Annotated in this window: 13 protein-coding genes and 1 other RNA gene; 13 read left to right on the top strand and 1 reads right to left on the bottom strand. The window is 33.2% G+C overall.

Annotation, left to right across the window (positions count from 1 at the left end):
- Positions 1 to 4: 4 nt before the first annotated feature.
- From ASC44_RS13575 to ASC44_RS13630, 12 genes are all read left to right on the top strand, one after another.
- Positions 5 to 1,438, top strand: coding sequence for a RagB/SusD family nutrient uptake outer membrane protein (locus ASC44_RS13575; RefSeq protein WP_055448161.1), 1,434 nt, complete (start codon positions 5 to 7; stop codon positions 1,436 to 1,438).
- A 16-nt stretch (positions 1,439 to 1,454) separates the two neighbouring features.
- Complete coding sequence (locus ASC44_RS13580) at positions 1,455 to 2,447, top strand: PKD domain-containing protein (RefSeq protein WP_055448162.1); 993 nt, start codon at positions 1,455 to 1,457, stop codon at positions 2,445 to 2,447.
- 22 nt (positions 2,448 to 2,469) lie between these two features.
- Positions 2,470 to 3,372, top strand: a complete 903-nt coding sequence (locus ASC44_RS13585) for a polysaccharide lyase family 7 protein (protein WP_055448163.1) — start codon at positions 2,470 to 2,472, stop codon at positions 3,370 to 3,372.
- 436 nt (positions 3,373 to 3,808) lie between these two features.
- A complete protein-coding gene (locus ASC44_RS13590; protein ID WP_055448164.1) occupies positions 3,809 to 6,862 on the top strand; it encodes a SusC/RagA family TonB-linked outer membrane protein in 3,054 nt (1,017 codons plus the stop codon).
- Positions 6,863 to 6,885: 23 nt separating this feature from the next.
- On the top strand, positions 6,886 to 8,445 hold the full coding sequence (locus ASC44_RS13595) for a RagB/SusD family nutrient uptake outer membrane protein (RefSeq protein ID WP_055448165.1): 1,560 nt from the start codon (positions 6,886 to 6,888) through the stop codon (positions 8,443 to 8,445).
- A 373-nt stretch (positions 8,446 to 8,818) separates the two neighbouring features.
- Positions 8,819 to 9,520 carry a FadR/GntR family transcriptional regulator gene (locus ASC44_RS13600; RefSeq protein WP_055448166.1) on the top strand — a complete coding sequence of 234 codons (702 nt, stop codon included), beginning with the start codon at positions 8,819 to 8,821 and terminating at the stop codon, positions 9,518 to 9,520.
- 215 nt (positions 9,521 to 9,735) lie between these two features.
- Complete coding sequence (locus ASC44_RS13605) at positions 9,736 to 11,037, top strand: MFS transporter (RefSeq protein ID WP_055448167.1); 1,302 nt, start codon at positions 9,736 to 9,738, stop codon at positions 11,035 to 11,037.
- A gap of 87 nt (positions 11,038 to 11,124) precedes the next feature.
- On the top strand, positions 11,125 to 11,889 hold the full coding sequence (locus tag ASC44_RS13610) for an SDR family NAD(P)-dependent oxidoreductase (protein ID WP_055448168.1): 765 nt from the start codon (positions 11,125 to 11,127) through the stop codon (positions 11,887 to 11,889).
- A gap of 143 nt (positions 11,890 to 12,032) precedes the next feature.
- Complete coding sequence (locus ASC44_RS13615; RefSeq protein ID WP_055448169.1) at positions 12,033 to 13,055, top strand: sugar kinase; 1,023 nt, start codon at positions 12,033 to 12,035, stop codon at positions 13,053 to 13,055.
- Between the two features lie 12 nt (positions 13,056 to 13,067).
- Positions 13,068 to 13,730 (top strand): bifunctional 4-hydroxy-2-oxoglutarate aldolase/2-dehydro-3-deoxy-phosphogluconate aldolase, encoded by a 663-nt coding sequence (locus ASC44_RS13620; RefSeq protein WP_055448170.1) that lies wholly within the window; start codon positions 13,068 to 13,070, stop codon positions 13,728 to 13,730.
- Between the two features lie 2 nt (positions 13,731 to 13,732).
- Positions 13,733 to 14,251 carry a LacI family DNA-binding transcriptional regulator gene (locus tag ASC44_RS13625; protein WP_055448171.1) on the top strand — a complete coding sequence of 173 codons (519 nt, stop codon included), beginning with the start codon at positions 13,733 to 13,735 and terminating at the stop codon, positions 14,249 to 14,251.
- A 27-nt stretch (positions 14,252 to 14,278) separates the two neighbouring features.
- Positions 14,279 to 15,109: a DMT family transporter gene (locus ASC44_RS13630; protein WP_055448172.1), complete on the top strand. Its 831-nt coding sequence runs from the start codon at positions 14,279 to 14,281 to the stop codon at positions 15,107 to 15,109.
- A gap of 62 nt (positions 15,110 to 15,171) precedes the next feature.
- Here ASC44_RS13630 and ssrA read toward each other — a convergent pair.
- Positions 15,172 to 15,566: a transfer-messenger RNA gene (gene ssrA / locus ASC44_RS17745) on the bottom strand.
- 264 nt (positions 15,567 to 15,830) lie between these two features.
- Here ssrA and ASC44_RS13640 point away from each other — a divergent pair.
- A complete protein-coding gene (locus ASC44_RS13640) occupies positions 15,831 to 16,043 on the top strand; it encodes a hypervirulence associated TUDOR domain-containing protein (protein ID WP_055448174.1) in 213 nt (70 codons plus the stop codon).
- Positions 16,044 to 16,066 lie beyond the last annotated feature (23 nt).

The following is a 16,066-nucleotide window of genomic DNA, read 5'->3' on the forward strand; positions in this document are numbered from 1 at the left end:
TATTATGAAAAACATAAAAAACATATTACTGTTTTTAATAGTGGTCGTTGCATCTTCTTGTGGTGCAGATTTTTTGTCACCAGAACCTACTTCGGCAATAAGTGCTGAAGATTATTATACAACAGAAGTACAATTAGAATCTGCGGTTATTAACATGTACGATGCTATACAAGGAGTTAATGCTTTCGCTTTTTCTAGTACAAGTTTAAACCATGGTGTTCAAATAGAGTTTTATCTAACCGAAATGCGTAGCGATAATACAAGAACAAAAAGTGGAGGAGGTTTGCCTCAGGAACTTGTGATTTATGATGCAGCTGCAACAAATACATTTGTTGGTGATTACTATAGAAGTTTCTATAATGTAATTTTTAGAGCGAATACAGTTTTAGCTAATTTAGGAGTTGCATCCGAAGAGAATTCTGCAAACATAGAAGCCGAAGCGAAGTTTGTTCGCGCTTATGCTTATTTTAACCTAGTAAGACTTTATGGAGATATTCCGTTAGTAGAAAGTATTATTGGTATAGAGGATACTGAAATTCAATTTAATAGAGTTGCAGCGAGTGAGGTTTACGACCTAATAATAAGCGATTTAGAAACGGCTGTGTCTGGCTTAGATAATACTCATAAATTTAGAGCTTCTAAAGCCGCAGCACAAACGACATTGGCAAAAGTGTATTTAACACTTGGAACAGAATATCTTTTAGCTCAGCAATTATTAGAAGATGTAATGATTAGCGGTTATGCTTTAGAACCTAACTTTAAAGACGTCTTTTACAATGAAGGAAATGATGAAATTATTTTTGCTATCGGTTTTGAATCAGATAACTCAAACGATAGTCAAGATTTTTCTTCAGAATGGTTAAATGGAGTCGGTAGATCATCAGGTGTTAACTATGTTACAGATGAAGCTAAAGTTGTCATAGACGCACTTGGAGGTAATAGAAAAGAGTATTCTTATAGAACAGATGTTGCCGAACCATCACAAAGTCAAGTTGTAAAATATTTACCGAATGGAGATAATTCTTTAGATATTGAACCAACATCAGCAAATGCAAGACTCGCAGGAAACGATTTTATTGTTTTAAGATATTCAGATGTTCTTTTACTTCATGTAGAAGCTATAATGGCAGGAGGTAATAGTACATCAGTACAAACCGCTCTAGATTCTTTTGAATTAGTAAGGTTAAGAGCTGGATTGTTAGGAGATGATGATAATTCAATTACAAAACAAGAACTGTTAGACGAGCGTCGTGTAGAACTTGCTTTTGAAAACCATCGCTTCTTTGATTTAATAAGATTTGGTGAAGCAATGAACGTGCTTTCTGATTATTCAACAAACAATGGCTATAATTTTTCATCTACAGATTTGTTATTACCTATTCCACAAGGTGAAATAAATTTAAGTAATGGTGCTATGCAGCAAAACCCAGGGTATTAATTTAATTATTAAAATAATGAAGACAATAAATAAGCAAACAAACCTAATATTAACAGCTATACTGTTAGTGTTATCAGTGTATTCATGTGATGATTTTGAAAAATTTGAACCAATTGGAGCAAACTCAATAGCAGATGAAACTCCACCATCAGCTAGTTTCTCTTACACTCAAGGACAAGGTCTGGAAGATGAATGGAAAGATTATACTTTTGCTAATAATTCTATAAGTGCAACAAGTTATAGTTGGGATTTTGGAGATAGTAATACATCTACAGATTTAGACGGCTTTAATACATATCCTGGAGAAGGTATGTTTACTGTAACTTTAACAGCAATGGATAACTTAGGAGAAACAAGTACATTTACTGAAACTATTGATGTTGTAGAACCAGAAGAACCGTTAGTCTCTGACCCTGTTTTGGTTAATTCAGATTTTGATAAACTAGCTAAATTGGGGGCAAGTGATTGCTCATGTTCAGCATGGGATAATGATGATATTGGAGAGCAAGGAGAAAGTAGTACAGTTAACGGTGTTTCAAGTTTTCTTAAATTTGATAACAACGAACCGGATCATGTGTATCAAGAATTTGAGGTTGTTCCTAATCAAGATTATACAATACTAATAGTAACATCTTTTAAAAGTATATCTAGTACGCCTGGTTCTTATCCTGGTAGTATGCTTGAGTTAAGAGTTTTAGCGGGTTCTGGTTACGTAAGTGGTTACACTCCTGTTTATTATGCTACTGCTCCAGAGTTTCCTAACTCAGGTTATGGTTATACTACCGTGGCTCAAGTAGAAGAATCTGCAAATAATCTTTTAACAGAGGCTATAAGTAATCCTGGTAATCAAGATTATTTTACTACTCCGTATACGTTTAATTCAGGAGCGAATAATAGTGTAGCTTTATTTGTTAGAGGTATAGGAGGAGAAGATACAGGTAGTTATGGATATACTAGTGGTGATGAAGAAATCCGTGCAGATTCAATTACTATTACGGCTAATAATTAAATTACAAACAAATTTTAAGTCTATGTTTCAAAGCGTAAAAACTATTTTTTTGTTATTATTAATCTTTACTTATAGCTTTAGCTGTCAAGCCCAAAAAGAAACAGTAAAAGATAAGGTTGAATCAAAAAAAAACAAGAAAAGAAAAAAGAAGGTTAAGCTTCCTAAGATAGATTTAACGCATTGGTCTTTAACAATTCCTGAAGGAGAGAATGGAAAAGCAAAAAGCTTTAAAGGAAAAGATGTTGTGGTTAACTATGCTACAAATAAAGAGATCAAGCCTTATATGTATAACGACTCCACAAAAGGAGCATTAGTATTTTATTCTTATCCTAGTAAAGCTACTACTGCGAATACTAAATATTCAAGGTCCGAACTAAGAGAACAAATGGTTCCAGGAAATAACGATGTTAATTGGACTTTTAAACAAGGAGCTTACATGAAGGGTAAGTTGGCTATGGATAATGTTACTAAAGATGATGATGGTAAATATCATAGAGTAATTATAATGCAAATACACGGAAGACTAACGGATGAGCAAAGAGATTTAATAGGCCAGAAAGATAATAATGCACCTCCAATGCTAAAAATATATTGGGATAAAGGTAAAATTAGAGTCAAAACAAAAGTGCTTAAAAATTTAAATGCTACTCAAGAAGAAATGCTACACGAAGATGCTTGGGGAAATGATGATGGTTTTAATTTTGAACAAGAAGTTGGTTTTAAAAAATTCACATTAGAAGTAAAAGTTTCAGAAGGTAAGATGGTAATCATTTTAAATAAAAACGAATATAAAGTTTATGAAAATATCCATATGAGAAAATGGGGAATCTTCGAAAACTATTTTAAAGCCGGTAATTATTTTCAATCCAGAGATGAAGGAGCCTTTGCTAAAGTAAGATATTACAATTTAGAAGTTAAACATTAGCCAAGTGTTGGTTGGCCTACAGCAACGGTGCTTGAGTTTAATTTTATTAACTGAACTGTAGTTGGTAGCCTTTTAGAATTTTATTGACCCTATAAAGACCTATTTTTTAGGAATTTATAGGGTTTTTTATTGTTTTTCTATAAGGATCAATAATAAGTTAACATTATTTAACTTTTTCTTACGAAAACGTTGTATAAGATAAAATTTTGTTTATATTTGGTAAACCAATCTGGTAAACCAATTGATTTTCAGGTTGGTTTAGATAAAAAAAAGGACAGGTGCACACCTATCCTTTTAGTAAAATACTTCTTTTGGAGGGAAGTAATTATGTTAAAAAACATAACACTGCAAAAGTAATAAACTATTTACAACTTCTGTGAAATTATGTTTTTAAGTAAATATTAATATTAACTAACTTAAAAATTAAAAGCTAATTATGAATTTAAAAGCTAAGTCGGCATTATTTGCAGTACTTTTTATGTGTATCTCTGCCTTTGCCCAAGAAAACTTAACCATAACAGGTCAAGTGGTTTCATCAATAGATAATATGCCTCTTCCAGGTGTTAATGTTGTTGTCGATGGTACAAGTAATGGAACAAGTACAGATTTTGATGGTAATTTTTCAATTACTGCAAAAAAAGGAGATGTTATTAAGTTTTCTTTTATAGGGTTTTTAACAAAGCCAGTTACCGTAGCAAATGCCACTAATTTAACTGTTTCATTAGAAGAAGATGCTAATAAATTAGATGAAGTTGTTGTCGTTGGTTATGGTAGTCGTAAAAAGAGTGATATTACTGGGGCTGTATCTTCAGTTACTGCTGATGAGTTAAACGCTTTTCCTGTGTTAGACGCAGCTCAGGCGCTTCAAGGTCGTGCGGCAGGTGTTGTTGTTCAGTCTAACAATGGTGGAGAGCCAGGAGCTCCTATCAATATAAAAATTAGAGGTAATACATCAATTAGTGCTAATAGTTCTCCGCTTATTGTTGTGGATGGCTTTGTTGGTGCAAGTATGCCTCAAGCAAATGACATCAAATCTTTAGAAGTTTTAAAAGATGCATCAGCTACCGCTATTTATGGTTCGAGAGGATCGAACGGAGTTGTTTTAGTTACAACGAAAAAGGGAAAGAAAGGTAAACTTTCTATTGAGTTGAATACTACTTATGCTGTTCAGAACACTTCAAATAAATTAGATTTATTAAATGCAAATGAATTTGCATCATATCAACAAGATGTAAATAATAATCTAGCTATTACATCTGGAGATGCTCCAGCGATATATACTCAAGGATCTGCAAATACAGATTGGCAAGATTTAATTTACACATCAGGTAGTACTGTAAATCATCAATTGGCATTTTCAGGTGGATCAGAGAAGATTAACTTCTATGCTTCTGGTAACTATTTTAAACAGGATGGTATTTTAATTAATTCAGGTTTCGAAAGAGTAACGTTTTTATCAAATATAGATGCACAAGTAAGTGATAAGTTAAAATTAGGTATGAATCTTTTTGGAAGTAGAGGATCTAAGGATGGCGTTGCTACACAATCCGATGGGTCAGTAACCGTTGGTGGAGATGATGTTATTTCTCTAGCTATGCGTTTTGCGCCAGATAAAGGTGTGTATAATAGTGATGGTACGTTTACAACTAATGATGCTATTGGAGATGAGGTAGATAATCCTTTTGCTGTTGCAACAGAGAGAGTAGACGAAACTATAACAGATAATTTTAGAGCAAACTTCTATGCTAATTACGACCTTTTAGAGAATCTTACTTTTAAAACAACTTTTGGTTTAAGTACAGAAAACGATACAAGAGGAGTTTACCAGCCATCAACTTTGCAAATTACTGCTGGAGGTGTAGGAGGTAGAGCTAGAGTTACTAATTCGCAAAGAACAAATATATTAAGTGAAAATTACTTAACATACTCTAAAGAAATAGGAAAAGGAGCTTTAACTTTATTAGCAGGTTATTCTTATCAAAAAACTAAAACCGAAGTATTTGCTGCGGCTGGAACAGGTTTTATTTCAGATGCTTTTTCTTACCATGCTTTAGGTAGTGCTACAGGTTTATTACAACCAGATTCTTATTTAAATGTTACTGAAATTCAGTCTCAGTTTGGTAGAGTAAATTACGATTATGATGATAAATATCTATTAACAGCTACTGTAAGAAGAGATGGAGCATCAAATTTTGCTGCTAATAATAAATATGCCATTTTTCCTTCTGGTGCTATAGGATGGAAAGTGTCTAACGAAGAATTTCTTGCCGATAGTGAAACTATCTCTAATTTAAAATTAAGAGCAAGTTATGGTGTTACTGGTAATCCATCAATTAGTCCTTACCAATCTTTAGCTAGATTTGCAAGTGTTTATGCTTCTAGTAATGGAGAAACTACTTTTGCTATTACGCCGGAACAACCTGCTAACCCAGATTTAAAATGGGAATCTTCTTATCAATCAAACTTTGGTGTTGATTTAGGTTTGTTAAATAACAGGATTACAGTTTCTTTAGATTATTATAATATTGATACTAAAGATTTAATTCTAGGAAATAATGGTATACCTGAATATTTTGGATTCTCTAATGATGCTATTTTAACAAACTTAGGTGAGATTAATAATCAAGGTTTCGAAATTTCTTTAAATACTAGAAATATTTCTAATGATAATTTTAGCTGGACTACAGATTTTAACTTTTCTAAAAATAAAAACAAAGTAGTAAGTTTAATAAATGATGCTGATTTATTTGGTGATGCAGCTCCAAGTTATTTTAGTGTTGACGATAATTATATTCTTAGAGTAGGTGAAGAAGTTGGTCTTTTTTGGGGGTATGATTATGCAGGAGTATATCAAGGAGGTGCTTTGCCTGCAGGTACAGCAACTTTGGCAAATGGAGTAGCAGGAGACCCATTGTTTTATGATATTGATGATAGTGGAGATATTACTGATGATGATAGAAAAGCAATAGGTAATCCTAATGCAGATTATACTTTTGGAATTACCAATAACTTTAGCTATAAGAACTTCGATTTAAGTCTCTTCTTTCAGGGTTCTCAAGGTGGTGATATTTTTAATTTGACAGATGTGCAATTAAATAATGGAGATTCAAATACAACTAGAGACTATTATAATAATGCGTGGACACCAACAAATACAAATACAAATGAGCCTCGTGTAGGAAACAATAGTAATAGAGAGATTTCTTCTCGTTTTGTTGAAGATGGTAGTTATATAAGATTAAAGAATATAGCAGTAGGTTATAACTTACCTTCAGATGTTGTAGAAAAAATGGGCTTAGATAATTTAAGAATTTCCTTAAGCGCACAAAATTTATTAACTTTTACAAATTACTCAGGCTTAGATCCTGAAGTAAATTACTTCGGAGCTAGTGGATCTAATAATACTTCATCTAATACGGTTCAAGGATTTGATTTCGGGAATTACCCAACAGTAAAATCTGTGAATTTAAGCCTTAATGTGAAATTTTAATTAATAATTAAATAACAAAAATTATGAAAACATATAAATATTTATTCTTGCTGTTTGCGAGTTTATCCATAGTTGGATGTTCAGACTTAGAAGAAGAGCCTGTTGGTTTGTTAACATCGCCAGATGATTTTTTCCAAACTACAGAAAATATTCAGACCGCCGTAAATGGCTCTCTTACGCACGCAATCAACGAAAAGTTTTGGGGAAGAAAATTATCTGTAGCCTTAATGTTACGTTCAGATATGGTAGATCTTGCATCTAACGAAGCAAGAAGAGTTGAAAATAATGAATTTACTACTCTAGCAAATAACGGAATGATTAGTGAATTTTGGTTAAAAACCTATCAAGGTATTGCTGCTGCTAATCAGGCTATTAAAGGTTCAGAGTCAGTAGGTGTAGCACCCGAGGCTAAAAACCCAGTTACTGCACAGGCTTATTTTGCAAGAGCATTCTATTATTTTCATTTAGTAAGACAGTTTGGTGATGTTCCTTATATCGATGTGCCATTAACGCCTGAAAATACTCCGGCAATGTCTACTATTAGTAAAACACCAGCTGCAGAGGTTTATGATAATATTATTGCAGATTTACAATTTGCTAAAACTTGGCTGCCAGATACTCAGGCATCTAGAGCAATACCATCTAAAGCTGCTGCAAGTTCTTATTTAGCTTTAGTTTATTTAACAATGGCAGGAACAAATGATAATGTTAATTTTCAAAAAGCATTTGACGAAGCTCAAGATGTTATTGCTAACAAAGGAACTTACAACTTAGATTTAGATCCAGATTTTCAAAATCTGTTTAATGCTGATGTTATTGATAATTCTTTGGAACCAATTTTTGCTTTAGATTACAATAACTTCGAAGCTCCAAACAATGGTTACGACCAAATAGCACCAATGACTGGTATCCGAGGAGACGATAGAAACTCAGGAGGTGGTTGGTCTGTAGCAGTGCCTTCACTAGATGTATATACAACATGGAATGCAGGCGATTATAGAAGAGCTGTAAGTTTGGACGATGGAGCTTCAATTGGAGGTAATCTTGAGCCTTATACTAATTTTATAGTAAGCGGTCATCAGTTTGCAAAAAATAGACCTTATATAGCAAAATACACACGTTATCCTGGAGCTTTTGCTCGTGGAAATGCCAGAGCGACAAGTCATAATTATTCTATGATACGTTATGCTGAGGTGTTATTAATTGCAGCAGAAGCAGGCGTAGCGATTGGACAAAATATTACAGCTCGTAATTATTTAAACGAAGTAAGAGCAAGAGCTAGAATGGGCGGTGTAACACAGCGTAATGGTGTACAAGTTACTGTGTCGGCAAGTGCAGAACCTGCAGATCATACAGGAACAGTTACTGCAGATGATATTCTTGAAGAACGTAGATTAGAATTTGCTTTTGAAGGTATAAGGTGGTACGATATTGTTAGAAGACAATTAGGAGCAACTGCATTTGGGGCTTCAGGTTTAGAAGGACTTAAGCCAGAATTTTCTTCAACAGATTATTTATTACCACTGCCAGGAGATGAGTTGGATAGAAATCCTAACTTATTACCGCAGAACCCAGGTTATTAATTATTACAAAATAGATGTAATTATTTCAGTTAGTTTTGTTAAGATTTGAGTCTGGCCTAATTTTTAAGGCCGGTAAGTCTTATTTTTTTAAGTGATATAGATTATTTCTAAATTTACTAAGTTACCGAGTATAGCTTTCATGTAAAATATAAATCATTATTTCATCTCACTCTTGCTAAAGTGAGATCTTACAAATTGGAGTAACACATTAGCAATAATTTGATTAGTCTAAAATTATGTGTCTTGAAGCTAAGGTTTACTGGTCTAAAGCTAGATCAGTAAAGTTTAGTAAAAAAAATAAATATCTAATAATGTTTTTTGAGAGATATACGCTAAATTAGCAGTAGATATTGGTTAACCAATTATTAAGTTTATGAAATTAGAGATACTAACAAAAACTGAAAACTTGAATGTGCAAAAACACATTATTGCTGGAATAAGAGATTTAATTAATTTGAAGAATCTGGAACCTGGAGATAAATTACCTTCAGAACGTATGCTTTCAGAAAAATTAGAGGTTTCTAGAGGTAATATTAGAGATGCGATTCAAAAATTAGAATTTTATGGCTTATTAAAATCAATTCCTCAGAGCGGAACTTTTGTTGCTAACATAGGTGTTATTGCTATGAATGGGATGATTGATGATATTCTTCGGCTAGAAGAACCAGAATTTAAATCTTTGGTTGAAACGAGAATTCTGTTAGAATTAAAAACCGTAAGGTTGGCAGCATTAAGAAGAACAGATGAAGATCTTGATGAAATGAAAGCGGCTTTAGATGCCTTTTCTAAAAAAGTATTGAATAAGGAAGATGCTGTACAAGAAGATTTGCTTTTTCATTTAGCCATAGCTAAAGCAAGCGGAAACAGCAGTATGAATACTTTTATGCTAATTATTACTCCCGAGATTATTACTAATTTCGAAAAATATCATGTCTGTGATAAAGACTTAGCTCAAAAAGGAATTAAAGAACATGAAGCAATATTTAAAGCCATAAAAAATAAAGATCCACAATTGGCTAAGAAAAAAATGAAAGAACATTTTAAAGAACTGTACAAGTACTGTTACAACGTTTAAAAAAGTAAACTTCAGTTAATAAAGTGCACAATTTATTAATTGAATGTATTGTAGTAAAGAGACAAGGAGGGAAGGTAATTATAGTAAAATAAGTAGATTCATGCTTTTTTTACAACTTACTTGGGATAAAATATTCAGTTACCTCAAAACTGAAATTAAGAAAAACAGGGCAAATGCCCTTTTTCTTAAAATTATAACATAACAAACTACTATAAATGAAATTAAAAGGATTAAGATGGTGGGTAGTAGGGCTCGTTGCTTTGGCAGCAGTTGTAAACTATATCGATAGACAAGCATTTGGAGCGCTGTGGCCAGATATCGCGAATGACTTATTTCCAGAGATGGATAAGGATGGACATAAAGCTATATACGGTATCATATCAACGGTGTTTATAATTTCTTATGCTGGAGGTCAAGCTCTTTTTGGTAAGATTTTCGACTGGATAGGGACTAGAATGGGCTTTGCACTATCTATAGGAGTTTGGTCTATTGCAACAGTATTCCATGCTTTTGCTCAAGGAATGTTGAGTTTTTCAATTTTTAGATCAATTTTGGGCGTGGCAGAAGCAGGTAATTGGCCTGGTGCAGCAAAAGCGAATGCAGAGTGGTTTCCAACTAAAGAGAGAGCACTTGCTCAAGGAGTCTTTAATTCGGGTGCTGCAATTGGAGGAATAGTAGCTTATCCTGTAATAGGATTATTGTCAGCTTATTTAGAATGGAAATCTATATTTATAGTTGTTGGTGTAATGGGTTTAATATGGTTAATACCATGGCTATACATTGTGAAATCAGGACCTAAAACACATCCTTGGTTATCCGAAGATGAAAAAAAATATATACTCTCTGGACAAAAAAATCAAGACTTAGATGAAGATGGTGAATATGATGATGGTTATGTTCCTGATACGAAAGAACTTCTTAAGCATAAAGAAAGCTGGGGAGTTATAATCGCTTCGGCGGCACTAGATCCTATTTGGTGGTTATTTATCGTTTGGATACCGCTCTATTTGTCTGAAGTTTTTGGAATGGATGTAAAGCAAATAGCATTCTCGGCTTGGGTACCTTACGTTGGAGCAATGATTGGTGCAATATTTGGAGGTTTACTAGCTAAGAATAGGCTTACAGCTGGATGGTCTGTAGATAAGACAAGAAAAATGACTATTACTTTAGGTTGTTTAATCATGATTCCATGTTTTTTTCTTTTAAAAGCACCAGCATCGGCTACAAGCGCCGTGATTATTATGGCAGTTTTACTTTTTGGATTTCAAATAGCAATCGGTAACATACAAACTATGCCAAGTGATCTTTTTAGCGGAAAAATAGTTGGAACACTTTCTGGTTTTGCTGGAATGGCAGCTAAACTTGGAGCAGCAGGACTTACAGCAGTGGTAACAATCGTTACAACAGGAGGTAACTATACTCCGGCGTTTATAATTGGTGGAGTATTAGCAATTATAGCATTATCGGCTGTTTGGATTTTGTGTCCTAAAATAGAGCCTTTAAAGCCTAAAGTTTAATAGAGAAAACTAGATTAAGTTTAAAACAAGAGTTGAGGGAATTAGAATATAAAATATTATAATAAATTAAAATCTAATATTAAAAAGATGAGTAAAAATAGTGGAAAAGTTGCAATAGTAACAGGAGCAACAGGAGGAATTGGCTTTGAAGTAGCAAAGAGATTAGGCAAAGATGGATATACTGTAATTTTAAACGGTATAGATGATAAGGCTGGAGCAGAAAGATTGAAAACACTTACTGATGAGGGTATTACTGCAGAGTACTATGGTTTTGACGTTACAAATGAAGAACAAGTAACTTCAAACATTCAAAAAATTGGAAATAAATTTGGTCGAATAGATGTACTAGTAAATAATGCTGGTGGATTAGGTGGTAGATCAAGATTTGAGGAGATGACTACTGAGTTTTACAAAAATGTAATGGCTTTAAACTTGGATTCTGTATTTTATGCTTCTAGAGCAGCAATACCGTTCCTTAAAAGTGGAGAGCATCCTTCTATTATTAATTATACATCTAATGCAGGTTGGACTGCAGGTGGACCGGGAGCAGGGATCTATGGTACGTCTAAAGCAGGAGTTCATGCAATAACTAGAGCTTTAGCAAAAGATTTAGCAGAATATGGTATTAGAGTAAATGCTGTGTCACCAGGTACAATAGATACTCCATTTCATGCTCAAATTAAAGCGACAAAGCCTGAGGTTTTTGCTTCATGGGCAAATAATATAATGTTAGGAAGATTAGGTCAGCCAGAAGATGTAGCAGGTGTTATTTCTTTTTTAGCAAGTAAAGATGCATCTTTCATAACTGCAGAAACTATCCAAATTGGTGGTGGTCAAGCATTAGGAATATAAAACTAAAGTTTTAGTAGTGGGCCAAATAGTTTTGTTTTCAATGTATTCTTCTTTAAACATAGATGGTTTAAAATTGAGTAAAAAAGATGATAGAACTATTTGGCTTTTTTTTTAATAAAAAGAATAGTAATTAAATTTAAAACATGAGTAAGATTGTAACATTTGGTGAAATTATGTTAAGACTCTCTACGGAGCGTCATTTAAGATTCTCTCAAGCAAAAACATTTGCAGCTTCTTATGGTGGTGGTGAATTTAATGTGGCAGTATCTTTAGCAAATTATGGTATTTCTGCAGAGTTTGTTACTAGGTTGCCTAAAAATGAAATAGGAGCTTGTGCATTAAAAGAGATGCGTAAATTTAACGTAGAGTCTAAAAATGTAATATATGGCGGTGAGAGGTTAGGTATCTATTATTTAGAAACTGGAGCAGGAACACGTGGTAGCAATGTTGTATACGATAGAGCTAATAGTTCTATGGCAACTATTCAAAAAGGAGCTATAGACTGGGAGTCTGTTTTAAAAGGAGCAACTTGGTTTCATTGGAGTGGTATTACTCCAGCAATATCAGAATCTGCAGCAGAGGAATGTTTAGAAGCAATAAAAGTAGCCCATAAACTAGGTATTACCATTTCTTCAGATTTAAATTATAGATCTAAATTATGGCAATATGGGAAAGAGCCTAGTCAAGTAATGCCAGAGCTATTAAAGTATAGTAATATTATATTAGGGGATATTGACACTGCTTTTTTTATGTTAGGAAAAGATAAAGTAGACCCGAATTATCAAAATGAAAAGTCGTTACCTTATCTATATGATCAACTTTTTAAATTATGTCCTAATTTAAAAACCGTTGCAACGACCTTAAGGTATTCGGTAAGTGCATCTCATCAACGTATAGGCGGTATTTTATACGATGGTAAAACCATATTTAATGCAGATGTTAAAGAAGTGACTCCAGTTGTAGATAGAGTAGGAAGCGGAGATGCTTTTATGGGAGGTTTAATTTACGGATTAGTAAATAATGCAACCGATAAACAAAAGGCTTTAAATATAGCAGTAGCAGCTTGCTGTTTAAAACACACCATTTCAGGTGATTGTAATTTAATTACACTTGATGACATCGAAAAGCTATTAAGCGGCGATTCTTCAGGTAAAGTTTCAAGATAAATAAAAAAGAAAATGGCACAATATTCAAGAATAGAAGTTGCAACAGTAATGCAAAACACAGGATTAGTTCCTTTGTTTTACGACAGTAATATAGATAATTGTAAACAAGTATTAAAGGCTTGTTATTCTGGAGGAGCAAGACTTATGGAGTTTACAGCAAGAGGAGATTTTGCTCATGAGATATTTGGAGCGCTTAACAAGTATGCTATAAAGGAATTACCAGGAATGATACTTGGTGTAGGTTCTGTTACAGATGCAGCATCTGCCTCGCTATATATGGCTTTAGGAGCAAATTTTATAGTAACTCCAGTGTTAAGAGAAGATATAGCAATGGTTTGTAATAGACGTAAGGTATTATGGTCACCAGGTTGTGGTTCTCTTACAGAAATTGCAAAAGCAGAAGAGTTAGGATGTGAAATTGTAAAATTATTTCCAGGTGGAATATATGGACCAGATTTTATTAAAGCAATAAAAGGCCCTCAACCTTGGACAAGCATTATGCCTACTGGCGGTGTTTCTCCAACTAAAGAAAATCTTGAAAGCTGGTTTTCTGCGGGAGTAACATGTGTTGGAATCGGTTCTAAATTGATAAAAAAGAACACAAAAGGAGAATATGATTTTAACGCTATTGAAACGCTTACTAGAGGAGCAATAGAAATAATTAAAGCGCTTTAAGTATGAAAAATTTAGAATCTATAATGACATTAAAAGAATTGTCTCGTTTATCTGGATTCTCAGTTTCTACGGTTTCAAAGGCTTTAAATAACAAATTAGATATTAGTATAAACACAAAGAAGATTATAAAAGATATTGCTTTAGAGCATAATTACATACCAAATACATTTGCTGTCGGTTTAAGGAAGAAAAGAACGCAAGCAGTGGCAGTAATCATCCCTCAAGCTAATACTAATCTTTACAGTTGGTTCTTGTTTAATATAGAGAAATTAGCAAATATTAATGGCTATAGAATTGTTCTCTTTCAATCTTTAGAATCTCCTTCAAGAGAGAAGGAGTGTATAAAGAATAGTAATGATGGTAGTGTAGACGGTGTTATTTTACTCTCTAAAACTAAGCCTCAAATGCAAGATTATAATCATCCAATTGAGTTTATTCAAATAACCGAGAATCAGTCTCAAGAGCAACTTGAGAAATATTGCGTTAATAGTTTTAATGCATTATTAAAAAACATAGCATAATTTTTTAAGAAACTAAAACATACTTAAATGCTTAAAAAAGCAATTCAGTTTATGGTTATTAGTGCAATTGCATTTACTTTTTTAAATGTATTTGTAAAGTCACTACACAGCTTTAGCGTCTATCAAATTGTATTTTTTAGATCAATTGGATCCTTGTTTTTTACATTACCATTTTTGATTAAAAATAAGATTTCGATTTTAGGAAATAAAAAAAAATTGATGATCATGCGCAGTGTATTTGGTCTTGCATCCATGATGCTATTTTTCTTTTCACTAAAATATATAGCTATGGGAACAGCAGTTTCACTTAGATATATCGCACCTATATTCGCAGCATTATTTGCTGTGCTCTTCCTTAAAGAAAAAATAAAAGCATTGCAGTGGCTTTTCTTTGGTATCGCTTTCTCAGGAGTATTAGTGTTAAAGGGTTTCGATAATCAGTTAGAAATAGAAGGTGTTGTTTTTGCTTTAATCTCAGCGCTATTTGCAGGATTGGTTTACATTACAATTAGAAAAATTGGAAAACAAGATCATCCGGTTGTAGTTGTAAATTATTTTATGATTATTTCTGCAGTAGTCGGTGGTCTTTTATCTATTAATAACTGGATTAATCCCACAGGAATAGAATGGTTAACCTTTTTGAGTTTAGGTGTTTTTGGTTATTTTGCTCAATTATACATGACTAAAGCAATGCAAGTAGGCGAAACAAACCAAGTTGCGCCATTAAAGTACTTAGAAGTAATTTTTACTATGCTTTTAGGTTCAATCTGGTTGGATGAAGTTTATACCTTATGGAGTGTATTAGGAATTGGTCTAATAATTTGTGGACTAATTCTTAACCTTAGTTTTAAGCGGTAAATAATTTATAAAAAGCACCTATAAAAAATAAAACCCTTAAAACTAGATAGTTAAAAGGGTTTTTGTGGAGTCGGAGAGAATCGAACTCTCGTCCAAACAAGTAAGAAAGTAGCTTTCTACACGTTTATTTTCTTCTTAGGTTTTCGAGTTTAAGCTGGTTAGAAACAACCCACTTTAACCTTATCTTTTTAATCTCGAAAAGGCAACAAAGCACTACCAAATCTATCTTGACTTTTACGATATCTCAAATGGAACGCCGTCAATCAAGGCTTTCCGGAGACATAAAGCTTGCTCACCTTGTGAGCCGAGGCTTAATCCTACTATAATTCGGATTAGGCAGCTAAAGCGTAGTTATTCTCGCCGTTTAAAAAGTTGACTTAGCCTTTAACGTGTTTCAAAATCATTACACGACGTGCTTACTAGTTTATTAATCTCGCTGTCAAAACCAGTCGACCCCAAAAATATAATACAGTAATTTTTTATGGCGTTACCCATTTTTGCTTTAAAGGGCAAAAATGTGTCAGGCTTTTCGCTATATCTTTTGCCGAAAAAGCAAAAGGATGCCGCTTCAATCCTTAACGCACAAACCAAGAAACAAACTAATAAAGTTTCGAGGACTGCAAAATTACTAAAAATATTAACTCAAAAGCTATACCAAACCACTTTTCTAGTAAATATAAATAACAATGTCAGTACAAATTATTAAATTTAGCTTAAAAAGATGATAAAAGTAGGAACAAAAGTGAAATGGAATTGGGGAAATGGTACTGCTAATGGAAAAGTAGAACAAACTTATAATACTCCCATAACAAAGACTATTAAAGGAACAAAAGTAACCAGAAACGGAGAGTCAAATAACAAAGCGTTATATATAAAACAAGACGATGGAGCGTTCGTTTTAAAATTTGAAAATGAAGTTTCTAGAGTCGATTAAATTTATTTGCGCAAGCCTTATAA

The sequence above is a fragment of the Lacinutrix mariniflava genome, from assembly GCF_001418015.1.
GTDB classification, from domain to species: Bacteria; Bacteroidota; Bacteroidia; order Flavobacteriales; family Flavobacteriaceae; genus Lacinutrix; species Lacinutrix mariniflava.